The sequence below is a fragment of the Prosthecobacter sp. genome, from assembly GCF_014879935.1.
In the GTDB taxonomy this organism is placed as follows: Bacteria; Verrucomicrobiota; Verrucomicrobiia; order Verrucomicrobiales; family Verrucomicrobiaceae; genus Prosthecobacter.
In genome coordinates this window covers 1-18,712 of record NZ_JACSRD010000139.1, presented here as the reverse complement: position 1 = coordinate 18,712, position 18,712 = coordinate 1, and the positions used below count along the sequence as shown (strand labels likewise).

The 18,712-nt window shown below is 62.1% G+C and carries 20 protein-coding genes; 10 read left to right on the top strand and 10 right to left on the bottom strand.

All coding sequences use genetic code 11. The annotated features are described in order from the left end of the window. Positions 1-27: 27 nt before the first annotated feature. Positions 28-1,002 (bottom strand): amidohydrolase family protein, encoded by a 975-nt coding sequence (locus tag IAE77_RS12710; RefSeq protein WP_294227020.1) that lies wholly within the window; start codon positions 1,000-1,002, stop codon positions 28-30. An 80-nt stretch (positions 1,003-1,082) separates the two neighbouring features. Between IAE77_RS12710 and IAE77_RS12705 the strand changes: the two genes are divergently transcribed. The 6 genes from IAE77_RS12705 to IAE77_RS12680 all read left to right on the top strand — a co-directional run bounded on the left by IAE77_RS12705 (position 1,083) and on the right by IAE77_RS12680 (position 5,890). Continuing rightward, positions 1,083-1,856: a TerC family protein gene (locus tag IAE77_RS12705; RefSeq protein WP_294227018.1), complete on the top strand. Its 774-nt coding sequence runs from the start codon at positions 1,083-1,085 to the stop codon at positions 1,854-1,856. 220 nt (positions 1,857-2,076) lie between these two features. Further along, positions 2,077-2,514, top strand: coding sequence for an Hsp20/alpha crystallin family protein (locus IAE77_RS12700; RefSeq protein WP_294227016.1), 438 nt, complete (start codon positions 2,077-2,079; stop codon positions 2,512-2,514). Positions 2,515-2,571: 57 nt separating this feature from the next. Further along, the gene (locus IAE77_RS12695; protein WP_294227015.1) at positions 2,572-2,952 is read left to right on the top strand and encodes an Hsp20/alpha crystallin family protein; all 381 of its coding nucleotides are present in this window, start codon (positions 2,572-2,574) and stop codon (positions 2,950-2,952) included. A 104-nt stretch (positions 2,953-3,056) separates the two neighbouring features. After that, positions 3,057-4,406: a dicarboxylate/amino acid:cation symporter gene (locus tag IAE77_RS12690; RefSeq protein ID WP_294227013.1), complete on the top strand. Its 1,350-nt coding sequence runs from the start codon at positions 3,057-3,059 to the stop codon at positions 4,404-4,406. A 27-nt stretch (positions 4,407-4,433) separates the two neighbouring features. After that, positions 4,434-5,477: a 3-deoxy-7-phosphoheptulonate synthase gene (locus IAE77_RS12685; protein ID WP_294227011.1), complete on the top strand. Its 1,044-nt coding sequence runs from the start codon at positions 4,434-4,436 to the stop codon at positions 5,475-5,477. Between the two features lie 104 nt (positions 5,478-5,581). Continuing rightward, a complete protein-coding gene (locus IAE77_RS12680) occupies positions 5,582-5,890 on the top strand; it encodes a DUF3820 family protein (protein ID WP_294227009.1) in 309 nt (102 codons plus the stop codon). A 6-nt stretch (positions 5,891-5,896) separates the two neighbouring features. Here the strand turns inward: IAE77_RS12680 and IAE77_RS12675 are convergent, their stop codons facing one another. From IAE77_RS12675 to priA, 9 genes are all read right to left on the bottom strand, one after another. After that, positions 5,897-6,382, bottom strand: a complete 486-nt coding sequence (locus IAE77_RS12675) for a DUF420 domain-containing protein (RefSeq protein ID WP_294227007.1) — start codon at positions 6,380-6,382, stop codon at positions 5,897-5,899. Between the two features lie 3 nt (positions 6,383-6,385). Continuing rightward, positions 6,386-7,093 (bottom strand): SCO family protein, encoded by a 708-nt coding sequence (locus tag IAE77_RS12670; protein ID WP_294227005.1) that lies wholly within the window; start codon positions 7,091-7,093, stop codon positions 6,386-6,388. A gap of 12 nt (positions 7,094-7,105) precedes the next feature. Beyond that, complete coding sequence (cyoE, locus tag IAE77_RS12665) at positions 7,106-8,008, bottom strand: heme o synthase (RefSeq protein WP_294227004.1); 903 nt, start codon at positions 8,006-8,008, stop codon at positions 7,106-7,108. A 6-nt stretch (positions 8,009-8,014) separates the two neighbouring features. Then, entirely contained in the window at positions 8,015-9,166 is a 1,152-nt protein-coding gene (gene dnaJ / locus IAE77_RS12660; RefSeq protein WP_294227001.1) for a molecular chaperone DnaJ, read from the bottom strand. A gap of 37 nt (positions 9,167-9,203) precedes the next feature. Then, positions 9,204-9,773 carry a nucleotide exchange factor GrpE gene (locus IAE77_RS12655; protein WP_294227000.1) on the bottom strand — a complete coding sequence of 190 codons (570 nt, stop codon included), beginning with the start codon at positions 9,771-9,773 and terminating at the stop codon, positions 9,204-9,206. A 34-nt stretch (positions 9,774-9,807) separates the two neighbouring features. Beyond that, positions 9,808-11,256 carry a GAF domain-containing SpoIIE family protein phosphatase gene (locus tag IAE77_RS12650; protein ID WP_294226999.1) on the bottom strand — a complete coding sequence of 483 codons (1,449 nt, stop codon included), beginning with the start codon at positions 11,254-11,256 and terminating at the stop codon, positions 9,808-9,810. Between the two features lie 38 nt (positions 11,257-11,294). Next, a complete protein-coding gene (locus IAE77_RS12645) occupies positions 11,295-11,834 on the bottom strand; it encodes an STAS domain-containing protein (RefSeq protein WP_294226996.1) in 540 nt (179 codons plus the stop codon). Positions 11,835-11,846: 12 nt separating this feature from the next. Further along, positions 11,847-12,341: a hypothetical protein gene (locus tag IAE77_RS12640; protein WP_294226993.1), complete on the bottom strand. Its 495-nt coding sequence runs from the start codon at positions 12,339-12,341 to the stop codon at positions 11,847-11,849. A gap of 73 nt (positions 12,342-12,414) precedes the next feature. Further along, on the bottom strand, positions 12,415-14,748 hold the full coding sequence (gene priA, locus IAE77_RS12635; RefSeq protein ID WP_294226991.1) for a primosomal protein N': 2,334 nt from the start codon (positions 14,746-14,748) through the stop codon (positions 12,415-12,417). A gap of 104 nt (positions 14,749-14,852) precedes the next feature. On the opposite strand from priA, the gene cdaA reads away from it, so the two are divergent. The 4 genes from cdaA (at position 14,853) to bioD (ending at position 18,043) form a co-directional block, all read left to right on the top strand. Next, on the top strand, positions 14,853-15,659 hold the full coding sequence (gene cdaA, locus IAE77_RS12630; RefSeq protein WP_294226989.1) for a diadenylate cyclase CdaA: 807 nt from the start codon (positions 14,853-14,855) through the stop codon (positions 15,657-15,659). Continuing rightward, positions 15,637-15,945, top strand: a complete 309-nt coding sequence (locus tag IAE77_RS12625; RefSeq protein WP_294226987.1) for a hypothetical protein — start codon at positions 15,637-15,639, stop codon at positions 15,943-15,945. Before cdaA ends, IAE77_RS12625 begins: the two co-directional genes overlap by 23 nt. A 34-nt stretch (positions 15,946-15,979) precedes the next feature. Then, positions 15,980-17,341: a phosphoglucosamine mutase gene (glmM, locus tag IAE77_RS12620; RefSeq protein WP_294226985.1), complete on the top strand. Its 1,362-nt coding sequence runs from the start codon at positions 15,980-15,982 to the stop codon at positions 17,339-17,341. Between the two features lie 81 nt (positions 17,342-17,422). Then, positions 17,423-18,043, top strand: coding sequence for a dethiobiotin synthase (bioD, locus tag IAE77_RS12615; RefSeq protein ID WP_294226983.1), 621 nt, complete (start codon positions 17,423-17,425; stop codon positions 18,041-18,043). Positions 18,044-18,712: the final 669 nt, after the last annotated feature.

Here is an 18,712-nt window from a genome sequence, read left to right as displayed (position 1 = left end):
CGCCGTAAGGCCCTCGGGTTGGTAAATTTACACATTCAGCCCATAAAACCTGATCGCATTCCCGCTCCACAGTTTGCGCTGCTCGCTGGCGGGGCGGGAGGAGATGATTTGCTTCAAGGCGCTCACCCAGTCGAGAGCGGGGCTGCCGAGGAGGCAGACAGGCCAGTCGCCGCCGAAGAAGACGCGGTCAGGGCCGAAGGTGTCAAGGCAGTGGTTCACGACGGGCGCGAGGTCTTCGGCGTGCCATTTTTCAGGTGGAACGAAGGCGACGATGCCGCTGATCTTGCACATGACGTCGGTCCGTGAGGCAGCGACCGCGTCGATGCCGCGTTTCCATTCGTCGGTGGTGCAGCTTCGCTTCAAACCGGGACCGAGCTTCGGATTGAAGGCCTTCGGATCGCCGTTGCCGCAGTGGTCGAGGACGAATCGCGTGTCCGGGCAGTGGCGGATGAGTTTGGCGGCGTCTTGCAGTTCGGTCGGGCGCATGGTGAGCTCGAAATTGAGGCCGTGTTTGCCGAGCGTCTGGACTCCGCGCACAAAATCGCCGCCCAGACAGACACCCTGCGGCGTGGAGGGACCGTGCAGCACCTGGCGCAGGCCTTTGACGATGCCGTTGCGGGCGTAGCGCTTCACATAACTCTCAAAACCGGCCGAGGCAGGCCGTCCGCCAATGGTGGCAGCGATGGTCGGCGTGATCCCAGCGCGGCATTGGGCCACGATGCCATCGGCTTCCTTGATGTGATCGCTGGTGGCGACATCGACCTCCATGTAAATGGCCTTCACATTCAGTCCGGCGAAGGCTTTCTGGTAATCGGCGTTGAGAAAGTCGTGCCGCAGCACTTCGGGAGCACCTTGGAGCCAGGGAAGATTCAGCGCCCGGCGGTCCCAGAGGTGCTGATGGGTGTCGATGATCAACGCATCCGGAGGACCGCCCAGCGTGGAGCAGGACGAGGTGGCGAGCGTGGTGGCGGAGGCGGTCTGGAGGAACTGGCGGCGGTTCATGGGACGAGCCATACGCGGAGTTGAAGGTTCGTTTCTCCGGCATTTGCCGTGCGGCCATTTTCCGCTAGCCTCCGCCCCTCATGGACCTCGCGCTCAATCCCCTCCTCGCCACCGTCAACTTTCTCGACTTCTCCTGGGTCACCAGTGCCGAGGCTTGGATCGCGATGCTGACGCTCACGGTGATGGAGATCGTGCTGGGCATCGACAACATCGTCTTCATTTCCATCCTGGTGGACAAGCTGCCCGATGCGGAGCGGCCCCGCGCACGGGTGCTGGGCCTTGGTTTTGCGATGCTCACGCGGATCCTGCTGCTGCTGTGCATTTCCTGGGTGATCCAGCTCAAGGATCCGCTGTTCGCCGTGTTTCATCATGACATTTCCGGCAAGGATCTGGTGCTCATCCTCGGAGGCCTGTTCCTGCTCTACAAAGCGACGGTCGAGATCCATCACAAAGTCGAAGGCCACGGTGAGGAGGAGAAAGCATTGTCCACCAAAGCCGCCCTCGGGCCCATCCTGGTGCAGATCGCCATTCTGGACATCGTCTTCTCGCTCGACTCCGTCATCACGGCGGTGGGGATGGTGGAGCACATCACGGTGATGATTGCCGCAGTGCTGATCTCCGTCGGTTTCATGATGGTCTTCGCCGGTTCGGTGAGTGATTTCATCAGCGCCCATCCCACCGTGAAGATGCTGGCACTGTCCTTCCTGTTGCTGATCGGCACCACGCTGGTGGCGGAGGGCTTCCACGTTCACTTCTCGAAGAACTACGTCTATTTCGCGATGGCGTTCTCGGTGTTCGTTGAGACGATGAACATCCGGATGAAGAAGAAGGCGGCCAGCCGCACGGCTGTCTGACACCGTCCGGCAAAAATGGCACAACAATGTGCCCATTTGCGTAAGTTTTGACACAAACAGCACCGCCCGGGATGGGCGGCTGTTGTGATGTGGACAGAGCTGGAGCCCTTGAAATTCAAGGGCTTCCGGGTGCATCGAGGTGGCTTGGCATGGCTGATGCAGAGGTAGGAGGCGGACATTGATTCCAAACCTCGAACCTCAAACCCAATCCAAATCCACCATGAAACTCATCCGCTCCACTCCTTCCAGCCTCGGTCGTGTGTCCGACTTCGATGAATGGTTCCGTCACCCCTTTGCCGGCCTGCCGTCACTGGGACAGTTCTTCAACAACCTGAGCGAAGTCTTCCCCGGCGTTCCCGGTGATCGTCTCGCCGTCGATGTGCACGAAGACAAGGACAACTACTACGCCAGCTTTGAAGTGCCCGGCGTGAAGAAGGACGACGTCAAAATCGAGCTGAACAACGGCCTGCTCACCGTCTCCGCGGAGAAACGCGAAAAGAACGGCGACAATGAAAGCAGCTTCAGCCTCACGCGCTCCGTTTCGGTGCCCGATGGCGTGAGCGCCGACGGCATCGCTGCGAAGCTCGAAGATGGCATCCTCAATGTGACCCTGCCCAAGGCGGAAAACCGCAAGCCGCGGACCATCGCCCTCAGTTGATCGACGAAACTCCACACCAGCCAGCACATCACAACCCCAATCCCATTCCATCCCATCATGAACGCAACCTGTGCCCCCCGCTCCACCGCCCCGGCCACCTCCGGTGTCACTGAATCGCTCCGCAAGCCGCTCTACAATGTCAGCGGCAGCGCTGAAGCCTATGAAGTGCGCATCGAAATGCCCGGCGTGCCTAAAAACGGCGTGAAAATCGACCTTGAGGACAACATCCTCACCGTGCGTGGCGAACGCACCGTGAACGTGCCGGAAGGCATGAAGGCCCTCCACCGCGAGCTCTCACCGCTCAGCTATCTCCTCCGCCTGCGTCTGAACACGCCGGTCGATGAGGACAAGATGAACGCGAAGCTCGAGGACGGCGTGCTCATTCTCCGCCTGCCGATCAAGGAAGCCGCGAAGCCCCGTCAGATCCCGGTGCTTTAAGACGCCCGGGAAAGTGACCATCGCCGCCTGCATCGCATGTTTGCGCGATGCAGGCGGCTGTTTTTTGTCTTCCAGCCCGGCACGATCTCGGCTAGTAGGCGGCCATGTCCATGGACAAGCCTGCTCCCGACTCACGTTCCCACGGTCACCAGCACTGGCCCATTGTGGTCGCCCTCGTCGCCGGTGTCGGCGTGGGAGTGGTGTTGCAAAAGATCGCGCATCCGGCCAGCGGGGGCGCTCCTGAATGGATCAGGAGTGTGATCGACTCCTGCCGCTTCATTTCGGACCTGTTTTTACGCGGTTTGAAGATGGTCATCGTGCCATTGGTCGTCGCCAGCATCATCAGTGGCATCGCGGGGCTGAAATCGCTGGATGGCTTTGCGCGGATGGGTTTGAAAACCTGGGCCTATTACCTGGTCGGCAGCCTCACCGCGGTGTGCGTCGGCCTGTTGATGGTGAACACTCTGAAACCCGGCCTCGGTGGCGATGGGAAGCCGAATCCCACGCTCAAAGCGGCGATGGACTCGGCCTTGCAAAGCAAAAGCGCCAGTGAGGTGGGCGAAGTCATGAAGAACGCCCAAGGTGGCGCCAGTTCGCTGGTGGACATCATCCGCCGTGCCATCCCGACGAACGTGATCGAAGCCTGTGCCAAGGGAGACCTGCTGGCGATCATCCTCTTCAGCATCCTGTTCGCCGTCGCGATGGTGCTCGTCCCTGGCGGTCCGCCACGGGCCTTGCAGGACGTGTTCAACCAGCTCGCCGATGTGATGACGCTGATCACGACCTGGGTGATGAAGTTCACGCCCCTGGCTGTGTTCTGCCTCGTCATCCCGGCGATTGCCGAAGTGGGCGTCGGCGTCCTGCAAAATCTGGTGCCCTATGTGCTCACCGTGGTCGGTGCCCTTCTCCTGCACACGCTGGTGATCCTGCCCGTCGGGTTGAAATGCGCCGGCGTTTCGCCGCTGAATCACTTCCGCAACATGAGCGACTCGCTGCTCATGTCCTTCTCCACCGCATCCTCCACGGCCACGATCCCCGTCACCATGCGCTGCATCCGCGAGGAGGCAAAGGTGAGCGAACGTGTGGCCTCCTTCGTCATTCCGCTGGGCGCCACGGTGAACATGAACGGCACCGCTCTCTACGAATGCGTCGTCGTCGTGTTTGCCGCCCAGGTGCTCGGCATCGACATGAGCCTCACGCAGCAGTTCACCGTCGTCCTGCTCGCTCTTGTGAGCAGCATCGGTGTCGCAGGCATTCCGGCGGCCAGCTTGGTGGCCATCATCATCATCATGCAAAACGCCGGTTTCAGTGAGGACGCCATCAAGGCCTCCCTCGGCCTCATCCTGACCATCGACCGTCCGCTCGACATGGCCCGCACGACGGTGAATGTCTTCGGGGACACGGTAGGTGCGGTGGTGATCGCGAAGTCGGAGGGGGAAACGCTGGACGAGTAGCGCATCACCGCGTTGGTTGACGGCCCCATGAGCCAGACTGCCAATCTCCACATCGCCTCCAACATCGCGCTGCCATCGCCGCGCACGATGGTCGCGGAAATCGCTCCCACCGAGGCGCAGACGGCTTTCATTGCCGATTCGCGCCGCGAGATTCGCGACATCTTGTTTGGCAATGACTCGCGCTTCCTCGTCGTGCTCGGTCCGTGCTCGATTCATGATCCGGAGGCCGGTTTGGAGTATGGGCGAAAGCTCGCCGCACTCGCGCAGGAGCTCAAAGACCGGCTTTGCCTCGTCATGCGCGTCTATTTTGAGAAGCCACGAACCACCGTCGGCTGGAAGGGCCTCATCATGGACCCGGACCTCGACGGCACCTGCAACATTCCAGATGGTCTGCGGCTTGCCCGACGCATCCTGCGCGATGTGATCGACCTCGGCCTGCCCACGGCCACCGAGCTGCTCGATCCCATCACGCCGCAGTACATCGCCGATTTGATCTCGTGGAGCGCCATTGGCGCCCGCACGACGGAATCGCAAACGCATCGCCAGATGGCCTCCGGTCTTTCGATGCCTCTCGGATTCAAGAATGGCACGTTTGGGCACATCGCGCCCGCCATCAATGCGATCAAAGCCGCGATGCAGCCGCAGACCTTCCTCGGCGTGAACGAGGACGGCGTGGCCTCCGCGGTCACCACCAGCGGCAATCCCGACTGCCACATCATCCTGCGCGGCGGCGAAAGCGGGCCCAACTTCGGCGCGGACAACGTCATGGAGACCATCGATGGCCTCGAAGCCGCGAAGCTGAAGCCCGCCATCATGATCGACGCCAGCCACGGCAACTGCGCCAAGGACCACCGCCGCATGCCGGATGTCTTCCGCGAGATCGTTCGCCAGCGTGCCGCAGGCCAAAAGGCCATCATCGGTGCGATGCTCGAAAGCAATCTCGTCGGCGGCAGCCAGAAATTCCCGCAGCCACTCGATCAGCTCATTCGCGGTCAGTCCATCACGGATGCGTGCATCGATTGGGAAACGACGGAAACGCTGCTGCGAGAGGCGCATGAAGCGCTGAAATGACGAATGAATGACCAAGTTCGAGGCTTCGAGTTTGAGTCATTCGGATTTCACTCCTCATTCGCCATTCTGGTTTCGTCATTCTTCGCCACGCGTATCCTTCCAGCATGAACGACCTCGCCGAAAGCATGCGCCGTGATCTGGAGGAGATCGGGCGCACCTTCATGCCTTTCGGCAAATACGGGCCGCAGCATTTCCCACCGAACGGTGTGCCGATTTACGATATTCCGGCGGAATACCTGGGCTGGTTTGCCAACAGAGCCGGATTTCCGAAGGGGCGGCTGGGCGAACTGCTCCGCATGGTGCATCAGATGAAGGCAGACGGCTCCGATGTCGTGTTCGACGTGTTTCGAAAACGAAACGGCCGCACGGATCTCAAACCGGCGAAGCAGAAGACCTGGAAGTTTGAGGAGTGACCCCGCTCACCCACGGATCGGCGGGCCATACCAGACGTAGCACATCAGATAGACGATGATGCCGGTCACGGAGACATAGATCCAGATCGGGACGGTCCACTTGGACATCCGGCGATGCTTGTCGAAGCGGTTCTTGAGCGCCGGCAGCACGGTCATGATGATCATCGGCAGATTCAGCACGGCGAGCGGGATGTGTGTGCCGAGGATGATGATGTAGATCCACCAAGTGATGCCGCCCCCCGCGAACTTCACATGACCGACGGTGAAGTGATAATAGAGGTAGCAGCCAAGGAACGCGGCCGAGAACAGCAGCGCGATGCTCATGCTGGCGATGTGCCCTTTGCGCAGACCGGCGGCGATGGCGATCTTCTGGGAGTCGCCGCTGGCCATGCCGCGTGTGGAGGCCTTGATGAGCACCAGGCCGAGCAGGATGTGAAACAATGCGCAGCCGTTAAAAATCGTGTAGAGCTTCGGGAGGTCAGTCGCGTCCATGATTCAGTTCGTGCCGGGGGCCTTGTGCGGGTTCTTTTTTTGTTCGTCGAGCAGGTAGCGCAGGTCTTTGCGGATCTGTTTGTCCCAGAAGGCCTGGGCTTCAGGGTCTCCATTCAGGATGTCCTCCAGTCCACGCACGTGGCCGAGGTGATCGATGACGGCGACGCGCAGGTCGTGGATGTACTTGTCGTCTGGCGAGAGGCGCTCAGCCTCAGGCATGTCCTGCACGGGCCGGAACTGCACCTGGCTGGTCATGAACTTGCGCACGGCGTCTTTTTCACCGTTCAGGAACCACCAGTTGGCGTCGTCCTTGATTCCCAGGCCGCGAGCGAACTTCTGCATCATCTCCGGCGTGTCGTCGGCATCAAGGGTGAAGCTGAGGAAGTGCAGGTTGGGCTCGTTGGCGAATTCCTCGTGCAGTTTCTTCAGTTTCGCGATGACGGCGGCGCAGCCACGTGGGCAGCGGGTGAAGACCCACGAGATGACGAGCACCTTTCCCTTCAGTTCCGCGAGGTGGACCTTCTTTCCACTGCGCTCAGTCAGTTCGAGGTCTTTCTCCAGACGGCCGATCACGGGCGGTCGGTCGGCGTTGTCGATGCGGGAGCGATAGACGAGGTAGTTGTAGAAAACGACGATGCCGAGCATCGCGATGATGATGGGCGCCCAGATCGAGAGGGGATGCAGCGGCGTTTTGGCGGGAGGTTCATTCATGGCGTGGGCAGGTTACGCGCGTTTCCAGGCGAGGAGGGATACGATCAGGATGGCCGGGAGATACATCAGCGTGCAAAAGAAGAGCTTGCGGGCGGTGGCGCGTTCCGGCTGGCGGTTGAAACGAACCGCGAGGTGGCACAGCCAGCCGCTGAGCAGCAAGGCAGGCGGCAGAAACCACCACGCATGCGCCACACCGGCATAAACGGGATAAAACATCAGCAGCACGGTGCTGACCGCGTAAAGCAGCGCATGCCGCGAGGTGCGCGTGCCCATCTCGTCATCATTGGCGAGCATCACGAAGCCGCCTTTGCGATATTCGTCCCGGTACATCCAGTTGATGGCGAGGAAATGCGGGAGCTGCCAGAGGAACAGCAGCAGGAAGAGGTAGATCGCACCGGGTTCGAGCATCAAATCCCAGCGGAAGTGCGGCGTGGTGTTTGCCGGCAGCGGTCCTGCCGCGCCCGCCCAGCCGATGAGCGGCGGCAGGGCCCCGGAAACCGCACCGACGAGCGTGTTGGTGGCGCTTTGACGCTTCAGCGGCGTGTAGATGAAGAGATAGGTCGCCAGCGTGGCTGCGGTGAGCGCCGCCGCCTCCATGTTGACGCGAATCGTCAGATGGATCAGCGCCCAGGCGCTCAACAGCCAGCCGATGCCAAAGGCGGCGGACGGACTCACGCGGCCGGAGGGCAGGGGACGGTCCGCCGTGCGCTCCATGCGTGAATCCGGCTCGATTTCCATGAGCTGGTTGAACACAGCCGCTCCAAAAGCCGCCAGCGTGCTGCCGATGATGGTGTGAAACAGCAGCCAGAAGTCGAAGCCCTTTGGCGCACGCAGCCAGAAGCCCACAAACGTGGTGACGATGACGAGCGCACTGAGGCGGAATTTCGTCAGGGTCAGCAGGTCGCGGGCGGTCATGGCGGACTAGCGGAAAAACTTCTTCGCCTTCTCGAAGAAGCTCTCCTCCATCGGAGAGGTTTGTTCGCCGAGGGACTGGGCAAAGTCCTCCAGCTTCGCGCGTTGCTCCGCGCTGAGTTTCGTCGGCACGGCGATCTGCACGTGGACGTAAAGGTCGCCGTGGCGGTCCTCGCCGAGGATCTTCATGCCTTTGCCGCGGAGGCGGAAGGTGGTGCCGTTCTGGGTGCCGGCCGGCACTTTGACGGTGGCCTTGGCCTCCATGGTGGGGACGGTGATCTCGCCGCCCAGGGCTGCGATGGCGAAGGAGAGCGGCATGTCGCAGTGCAGGTCGTTGCCTTCACGTTCAAAGATCTCGTGCTGCTTGACCTGGATGACGATGTAGAGGTCGCCGGGCGGGCCGTTTTTGATGCCGAGGTCGCCGTTCCCGGTGGAACGCAGGCGCGAGCCGTCCTCAATGCCTGCGGGCACTTTCACACGAACTTTGGTGCGTTCCTTGGTGCGGCCGGTGCCGTGGCAGGCGCGGCACGGATCGCTGATCGTTTCGCCAGTGCCGCTGCAGTCGGGGCAGGTCTGCTGGATCTGGAAAAAGCCGCGGGAGCTGATCACCTGGCCCACGCCACCGCAGGTGCGGCAGGTCTTTTTGCCGCCGCCACTGGCGGAGCCGGAGCCGGAGCAGGTCTTGCAAGAGGCGCTGCGCTCGTATTCTATCTCGCGTTCGCAGCCATGCGCGGCCTCTTCAAGCGTGATCTCCATGCCGTAGCGCAGATCGCTGCCGCGTTGGGGGCCATCACGTCGGCGGCCACCGCCGCCACCTCCACCGCCAAAGAATTGCTCGAAGATGCCGCCGCCCCCGCCGCCGAACACCTCGCGGAAGATGTCGAACGGATCGTGGAATCCACCGCCTCCGCCGCCAGGGCCACCCATGCCACCCTGGAAGGCGGCGTGGCCGTAGCGATCGTAAGCAGCACGTTTCTGGTCGTCGCTGAGGACGTCGTAGGCTTCACCAATCTCCTTGAACTTCTCCTCGGCGGTCTTGTCGCCGGGGTTTTTGTCGGGGTGGAATTTCACCGCCAGCTTGCGGTAGGCCTTCTTCAGGTCGTCGGCAGAGACGTCACGCGGGACGCCCAGGACTTCATAATAATCGCGTTTGTCGGCCATTGAGAATGGGGATGCTTTGTTCGGAATGCGGAATCGTTTACGCCGCGGCGGCTCCACTGGAGACGATCACGCTGGCGGCCCGCAGCAGGCGGTCCCGGAGCTTGTAGCCTCTGCGTGTGACACGGAGGACGGTGCCTTCCGGCACGGTGGCGCTGGCTTCCTGGGCCACGGCTTCGTGGAGGTTCGGGTCGAAGGTCTTTCCCAGGGCCTCGATTTCCTGCACGCCGCTGTCACGCAGGAAGTCCTGGATCTGGCGGTTCACCATGCTCATGCCCATGAAGATCATGGACTTCTCGGATTCAGCCCGTGCAGCCTCCAGTCCCATGTCAAAGTTGTCGAGGATGGGGAACAGTGAGCGGAGAAGGTCGGCGTTCGCGTAGGCGCGGGCTTCCTGGGCCTCGCGGGCGCTGCGTTTGCGGAAGTTGTCCAGCTCCGCCTGGCTGCGGTAGGCCAGATCTTTCCAGCGTTCAGCCTCCTGGGCCAGGAGCACCATGGGATCGGCAGGCGGGGCGTTTTCGGCGGCAGTTGCTTCTTCGGCAGGGGCTGCGGTGGACGGAACGGCTTCGGCGTCCGTCGGCGGGGTGGTTTCGGGACTCGGTTCGGTCATAGGGGGGGAATCTCGCGGTTTTTGGGGGCCGCGACTATGCCGTCTTCTGCATCGCAATCAAGGTGATGTCATCGTGGGAGCGCCGGCCCTTCAGGAAGTGCTCCAGATCGGCGATGATGCCGCCGATGACGGCCTTCGGGCCCTGGGTGGCATATTTCGCCAGCTTCTCCTGCACCCGCTCATCCCCGAACTCCATTCCCTTCGCGTCCATGGCCTCGTTCACACCGTCCGTGTAGAGCAGCAGGCAGTCGCCCGGCTCCATCTCGAAGCTCTCGTCTTTGGTCACGCGCTCGAACACATCGCCCTTGTCGATGCCGACGCCGAGGCCCGGCGGGTGAATCAGCTCCACCTTGCCAGTGGCCTTGCGCCAGAGCAGCGCGGCATTGTGGCCGGCCCGTGCCATCGTGACTTTGGAGCCGTTCTTGTCCACCACCACATAGGACATGGTGATGAACATGTCCTCGCGGATGTCCGGGGCGATCAGGCGGTTCACCGCAGCCAGCACAGCGCTGGGGGAGGAGGAGGAGGCCGCCTTGGAGCGCATCAGCGTGCGGCACATCACCGTGATCATCGCGGCACCGATGCCTTTGCCTGAGACGTCTGCGATCACAGCGCCAAACTCCCCGCCGGGCACCTTCAAAAAGTCAAAGTAGTCGCCACTGAGCGTGCGGGCCGGCAGGTTCCGCCCGGCGATGATGAAGCCCGGCACCTCGGGATCGCGGTCTGGCAGCAGCACCTGCTGGATCTGGCTGGCATTCTGCAGTTCCTGCTGGTCCATGCGGTTTTTCGCCGCTTCCTGGTGCGACATCGCATTGGCCAGCGCGAAGGCGGACTGCTCGATGAGCGAATTGAAGACCTCGAAGTCGTTCGCGTTGTATTTGCGCGAGTCTTTTGAGGAAGTGACGGCCAGAACGCCCAGCTTGCGTGTGCCGAAGCTCAGCGGACCGATCATGGCGGTGACGTTTTGCTGGGACGTGACCGGATTCTGCCCCAGCCGGGCGTCTTTGCCGATGTCGGCCGCCATCTCGGTCTTCTGCTGGGTGAAGATGCTGCCCAGCAGGCCTTGATCGTGGGTGATCGCGTGCATGCGCAGAGTGCTCAGCAGCGTGGCGGGATTCTCCTTCATCTGCTGGCGCACCCGCTCCGGAAGCGTGATCAGCGGGGCGCAAAAGTCCGAGTAATGACGCGGCACGAGCTGTTGGGAGGCCTCGTCGATCAGATAGAGCGCACCGCCAGAGCTCTGTGTCACGCGGATCGCCCCCTCCACGATCAGCCGGTACATGGATGCCTGCTGGTCATCCCGCCAGATCGCCTCCCCCAGGTCATGCAGGTAGTGAAACATCCGCCTCTCTTCGGCCACGATCGCCTCCTCCTCGGCACGCAGCGTGGCGATGGCACGCTTCTGCCGATGTGCGAACCTGCCCAGCATCACGAGTCCCGCCGACAGCAGCAGCACAATGAGGACGAGAAGAGCAGTGGTCATGGTGTCAAACGGCGTCCCCGGCCCACCCGGGCAGCGCCTCAGCCGGGAACAGCAGCCGTGCCAGCCTCCAGCTCTTTTTCCAAAAACTCGATCACGTCGTGGAAACGACATTCATTGGCGGGGCTCAGGCCTGCCAGGGCCTGATGCGCCGAAAGGACGTGCTGGGTCTGCGTCTCGCGGCATTCCGCGCTGGATTCGCCGCAGTTTTGCAGCGCATGGCAGGCCTCACGGCGTTCGCTCGCCCACATCTTGCCGTCGCGATCCAGCTCCAGGATGTGATCCAGCCCCAGGCTGGTCAGAAGCTGGAGATTGCGCTGGTTGGCGTTCAGCACGCTCAGAGAGCCGCCGGCGCTCGCTTCACGCAAAGTCAGTGCGGTGCCGGTCAGCATGCCCAGGAAGGTGGAATCCATCATCGGACAGCGCTCCAGATCCACCACGAGCTGCGTCATGCCCTGGGAGATGACCTTCTGCAGCGCCTTTTTGGCCTGCAGGCTGTTTTGAAAGGTGCCCCGTCCGTCCACCCTCATCCAGAACACGCGTCCGATGATGCCGACAAGAATATGAGTGGGAGGGGTCATGCAGGGGATGGGTTAATTCCAGAGCGCGGACTGCTGGCTGACCAGCTCCTCCTTGCCACGCAGCACGCTGACGCGCCACGCGATCACCCGGCCGCTCTTTTGATACTCTGGGCCGGTCACCTGGAATTTCGAAACATTGCTGCGTCCGATGGCATCGACGATCTGCTCCTGCACTCGCTTCGAGAGGCCGGAACGCTCCTGCTGGTACTCAAACTTCACCGTCACCGGCCCGCTGCGGTCGTCCGCCTTCCAGAATATCGTGTAGTAATGGCCGAAACGGTCGATGATCTCCTGCTTCGTCACCGCACCATGCAGAAAATGCTGGCGCTCGAAGACCACGGTCGGGTCGATGGTTTGCGGAACGTAGTTCGGCATCAGGTGGTAGTATTTCACCTTCCCGATCCGGCCTCCGGGGCCATCGACGGCGCTCGAACACGCGGAAAGCAGAAGCGCCAGGATGGCAAGGCATCCGAAGCGAAGGCGGGAGGAGCGTGACTCGGTCGTCATGGAAACCGGAATATTGAATCAGGACGCATGATGTCAACGTCCCCTTCGATTCTTCGCAACTTCACGGCGGAATTCACAAAAGCGAAACAGGATCCACATCCCAGGTCACGATCACGTCCTCCGGCAGCGTCGTCGCCTGCATCACCGTCTGAATGTGGCGGCACAGCGGCCGGATTTTCGGCGTGCGCAGGAGAAGTTGATACCGGAACTGCCCGTGGGACTTCGCCAGCGCGCATGGCGCCGGCTCGCCCATGATCACCTCCTCCGGCAAATCGACCACCAGTCTGCGATGCAGCGTTTGCAGGGCAAATTCAGCCCGCGCCTGGTGTTTGCCCCGGCTGGCAAGGATCACGACATGGGAGAACGGCGGATAATGAAAAGCCCGCCGCTGCTCCAGTTCCTGCTGTGCGAAGCCCTCAAAGTCGTTGTGACGTGAAAACTGCACCGCCGGGCTGTGCGGCGCGTAGGTCTGCACCACCACCTCTCCTTTGATCTCCCCACGTCCGGCCCGTCCGGCCACCTGCACCAGCAGTTGCAGCGTGCGTTCGGCAGCACGGAAATCCGGCAGGTTGAGCGCCAAATCAGCATTCAACACGCCCACCAGCGTCACATTCGGGAAATCCAGCCCCTTGGCGATCATTTGGGTGCCGATGAGGATGTCGAGCTTCTGCGCCCGGAAATCCCGCAGCAAATCACGAAGCTGGTTCTTCCGCTGGATCGTGTCCGTGTCCACGCGGGCGATTCTGGCCTGCGGAAACACCTCCCGCACCACCGCCTCGACGCGTTCTGTGCCGAAACCGGCGAATTTGAGGCCGGGTTCGTGGCAGGAGGGACATTTCGACGGCGGCAGCCGGCGTGAGCCGCACACATGGCAGACGAGACGGTTTTCGTGCTTGTGCAGCGTCATCGGGATGCTGCAATCCTGGCACTGCACGGTCTCTCCGCACGAAAGGCAGCTCAGCGAGGTGTTGAAGCCGCGCCGGTTCAAAAACAGGATCGTCTGCTCCTTCTTCTCCAGCCGCGAAGTCACCGCCGCCCGCAGCTTTTCGGAGAGGATGCCGGCGTTCACCACGCTCACGCCGGTGCCTTTGCGCCGTTCCATGCGCATGTCCACGATGCGGATCAGCGGCAGCGTCTTGCCATCCGTCCGCTGCGTCAGTTTGATCAGCTCATACTTGCCCGTGGACGCGTTCTCGAACGATTCCAGGCTCGGCGTGGCGCTGCCGAGCAGAATGACGCACGATTCGATGGCGCCACGCACCACGGCGAGATCACGCGCATGGTAACGCGGCGTCTCGTCCTGCTTGAACGACGGTTCATGCTCCTCATCGACGATGATGATGCCCAGCCGCTCCAGCGGCGCGAAAATGGCGCTGCGGGCGCCGATCACGATGTCCGCACGGCCTTCGTGGATCTTGAACCACTCGTCGTGGCGCTCTCCATCGCTCAGATGGCTGTGCAAAACGGCGATCCGTTCGTGGCGCCCTGAGAACCGCGCCTTGAAGCGCTCGATCGTCTGCGGTGTCAGGCTGATCTCCGGTACCAGCACCAGCGCCGTGCCGCCCAGTTCCAGCACGCGGGCGATGCTTTGCAAATAAACCTCCGTCTTGCCGCTGCCGGTGATGCCATGGAGCAGAATCGGCTTCGTTTTTTCACCGGACTCGACGGCGGCCACGATCCGCGTGTGGGCGGCTTTTTGCTCCTCCGTGAGCGTCAGCGGCTGGCTGGGCAGGAATTCCTCGTCCTGAAACGGATCGCGCTCCACGCGTACCTCGCTGCGGGTGATCCAGCCGGCCTTGAGCAGCGCCTTCAGCACCGTGGCCGCACGGGGCACGTCCTGGCGGATCTGGCTCAGCGTCGCCTGGCCTTTGAAACTGCGCAGCACCTCGATCACACGCGCCTGCATCGGTGCTTTGTGCTGCAGCTTCTCAAAAGCCTCCGCCGTCGGGTCCTTCACCAGGCTGAGATGGCTGTCCGTCACGAAACTGCCCGGTTTTTCCCGCACCGCCTGCGGCAGCATCGTGCGCAGCACTTGATGCGGCGCCACGAGGTAGTACTCGCCGATCCAGCGGGCCAGTTTGATCAATCCCGGCGTGAACATCGGCCGCGCACCGATCAGCGAGGCGATTTCCTTCAGCCGGCCGCTGTGCGCGGACTCGCGTGGCAGTTCCAGCACGACCGCGTTCGTGCGGCGGTTCTGCAGCGGCACCGTCACGCGTGATCCCACCACCACCTTGTCCGCCAGCTCGTCCGGGATGGCGTAATCGAGCTCCATCGCCGCTGAACCTTCGAGCTGCACGCGTGCGATGCGCTTCGCGGCCGGTTGCGGCGTGGCCACGTCCAACGCGACGCCAAACAGATCGCTCTGTGTGGACGTGTGCGTCTTCTTGCTCGCGACCGGTGCCATGGAAGCCACCCTAGACGCCTCGAATCCCGCGCCCAAATGATTCTTCTTTTGAGAAACAAAACCGCCCGTGCCACAGTTCACACGCAGCAGCACGTGGCGAAGGCATGTGGAACTTTCTGACAGAGCATTGGCGCGACGGCGTGGAGATCATCATCCTCGCCGCGTTGGCGTATCACGGTTATCTGTTCTTCCGTGCCACACGTGGCGCGCGCATCCTGACCGGGCTGCTGGTCCTGCTGCTGAGCCTCGCGCTCATCTCTCTTTTGCTGGAGCTTTCCGTCATCAGCAGCCTGCTGCAGCGCTTCTCCGTCTTCCTGGCCATCGCGCTGGTGGTCATTTTCCAGCCGGAATTGCGCCGTGTGCTGGCCGAGCTGGGCAGCAGCCGCATCTTTTCCTTCAACCGGCCGGACCCGGAGGCGCTCGATCTGCTGTTCGAGGCCATGCAGCAGCTCTCCGCACGCCGCTGCGGCGCTTTGTTCGCGCTGAAGCGCGGCATTGATCTCAAACCACTGGCGGAATCCGGTGTGGAGCTGGATGCGGTCATCTCCAGCGAGCTGATCACCACCATCTTCCATCCCAAGACCACGCTGCATGATGGCGGCGTCATCATCGATCAGGGTCGCATCGCCGCAGCGGGCTGCGTCTTTCCGGTGAGCCAGCGGGACGTGCAGGACCGCGCCATCGGCCTGCGGCATCGGGCGGGCATGGGCGTCACCGAGGAAACAGACGCGATCGCGCTGGTCGTCTCCGAGGAGAGCGGCGCCCTGTCGCTGTGCTATCAGGGCCGGCTGGAGCACGATCTGGAGCCGGACGAGCTGCGCCGGCGGATCAATGAAATCTTGAACGAAGGCGCTGGCGCTGGCGCCCACACCGAAGCGGAGGGCGGTCATGAACTGGGGACACCGGCTTAAAGAAATCATCACCCGCAACTGGCGGGAGAAGATCATCTCCGTCGTGCTGGCGTTCCTGTTCTGGTACATGATCAAGGCCCAGGATGTGCGCCACACGCCAGCCTACCTGCCGCCGCAGCAGGTCAAGGTCACCCCCGCCATTCCCGCGCCATCGCAACTCGCGCCGACGCTGCAGCCGAATCCGCAGGTCGCTCCGCAGCTGAACCCGGTCGTTCCGCCGCCTGTCACCGACCCCGAAGTCACCCCGGAAAACGCGGCCGGAATCGGCAAATCCACCGGGCTTTGACACTTCGGACGTTCTGCGTTAGAACCGGCGGCCTATGTCTGAAAAGCGCCAGTTCTTCGGCACCGACGGCGTCCGTGCCGTGGCCAACCGTCATCCCATGACCCCTGAGTTCGTCATGCGCCTAGCGCAGGCGGCAGCCGTCGTTCTCGGCGGCAAAACGGAAGGTGGTGACCGTCCCAAAGCCGTCCTCGGCCGCGACACACGCGCCTCGGGCGAGATGCTGGAGTGCGCCCTGGCCGCCGGACTGAATTCGGCCGGTGTGGATGTCATTCTGGCCGGACAACTTCCCACACCGGCCATCGCCATGCTCAGCGCGCAGCTCGGAGCGCAGATGGGCGTGATCGTTTCGGCCTCCCACAACCCGTTCAAGGACAACGGCGTCAAATTCGTCCACGGCGACGGCCACAAGCTCAACGACAAGACCGAGATCGCCATCGAGAAGCTCGTGCTCGGCACCGACGACACGCCGCGGCCCGAAGGTCGTGGCATCGGCCGCATCACGAAGCTCGCGGATGGCGTGGAACGCTACGTCGCCCACGCTGTCGCCTCGATGGAAGGCATCCGCCTGGATGGAATGCGTGTCGCGCTGGACAACGCGCACGGTGCCGCCGCCTACACCAGCGCCCTGGCCCTGGAGCACCTCGGCGCGGACGTGCAGGTCTTTCATTCCGAGCCGGATGGCTTCAACATCAATGAGGAATGCGGCTGCACGCACTCCGAGGAGATCGAGCGCATCGTCCGTTCCTCGCAGGCACAGGCTGGCATCGCCCACGATGGCGACGCCGACCGCATCGCCCTTTGCGATGAAGAAGCGATCGCCCTCGACGGCGACGAACTGATGGCCATCGCCGCCGAATCGATGCTGCGCAAAGGCACGCTGAAGCAGAACACGCTCGCGGTGACGATCATGAGCAACTACGGCCTTGATGATCTCGTCTCCCGCATGGGCGGCCGCGTCATCCGCACCGGCGTCGGTGATCGCTACGTGCTGGAGGAAATGCGCTCACGCGGCCTCAATTTCGGGGGCGAGCAGAGCGGCCACATCATCTTCGGCGACTGGGCCACCACCGGCGACGGACTCATCGCCGGCCTGCAGGTGCTGCGCATCATGAAGGAGACCGGCGAGCCGCTCAGCCAGCTCCGAAAGTGCCTGAAAAAGTTCCCCCAATGCGCCCGCAACCTCCGCGTGCGCACCAAGCCGCCCGTCGATCAGCTCGTCGAGGCGCAGAAAATCATCAAGGAGACCGAGAAGAAGCTCGGCGACTACGGCCGCGTCCTCCTGCGCTATTCCGGCACCGAATCCCTCATCCGCCTCCTCGTTGAAGGCCGCGATGTCGAATACCTCGAAGCGCAGGCCGACAAGATCGCGTCAGCGGTGCTGGCGCAGATTGGGTAACACCAGTTCGCTGTTCTCGGTTCGCCGTTCTCAGTTGGAGGCGATCAACCGCGAACGGAGAACCGCGAACGGAGAACAGTCATGCATTACTTCATCACCGGCACCGACACCGACGCAGGCAAGACCTATGTCACCTGTCTGTTGCTGGAGGCGTTGAAACGCGAAGGCAAGCGTGTCGCTGGCTTCAAGCCCTTCGTCTGTGGTCAGCGTGATGATGCCATTCATCTCGCGAACGCTAGCAACGACGGATTGACCGTCGAAGACGTGAATCCGGTGTGGTTTAAGGTTCCCGCCGCGCCGTATGCCGCTTCGTTGATGGAAAACCGCCGTTTCGAGCTGAACGACGTCATCGCCAGGTTCCACGAACTCACCGAAAAACACGATCACGTGTTGGTGGAAGGCGCAGGCGGCTGGGAAGTGCCGCTGAACGAGTTTTCCACCATGGCGGACTTCGCGCAGCGTCTCGCCCTCCCGGTGATCGTCGTCGTGAACAACAAGCTCGGCTGCCTCAATCACACGATCCTCACCGTGCGCAACATCCAGGCCCGCGGCCTCACCTGCGCCGGTGTTTTGCTCAACTACGTGAACGACGAGCGCGACGCCGCCAGCATCTCCAACCGCATGGCCCTGGAGCATTTCCTCGACGTGCCCGTGCTCGGCGAAATCATGCACGGAGAGACGGAGATCGACTGGCCGTTGTGACAAACGGGTCGTGAGGGTGTGGGGGCAGGCCGTTGAACCCGGATTCTAAAGCTGGCGTAATCGGGGCATTCCCGCCCCGGAGGCCTTCGGGTTGAAAACATTTCACGGAGTCGGAGATACATCAGGGCAGGTCGTCTGCATCGCAGGGCCGAAGTCCAACGAGTTCCCGTCATGCAGCCCTGGGTTCGCACAACACAAGTTTAGCCATTCGCGCAGCCCTTTGCGGCTCACGCATTGCCTCGCAACACCCGTCGTGGACGAAACGGCAACGTGGCACCTGAGACAAGGAAACCGCACATAATGCCAGTGGGAAAAATGACGGCGGCATAACTCCAGAGCACGATAAACGGTGCCCAGAGATAAGGGATGATCATGAGGACGGATCCAATGATCGGGCTGAGAACTCCCATCACCGTCGAACTCCAAACAGTCCACCCCACATTGTGCAGTTCGATGAACTTTTGACTGCCACCATGACACTGGCTCGTTTCGCAATGCGCGTGAGCGACGGCCCCATCTTCCCCGCAGCGCTCAGAACGATGATGTCACCGGGCAGTGAACGCATCATTTCGACCACCGCAGGCGTGGGACGGCTGAGATCGTTCTTCGAGTTCTTCCAGACTGGTCGGCAACATGCGCGGATATAAGGATGCTTTTCGTCTTTGGAAA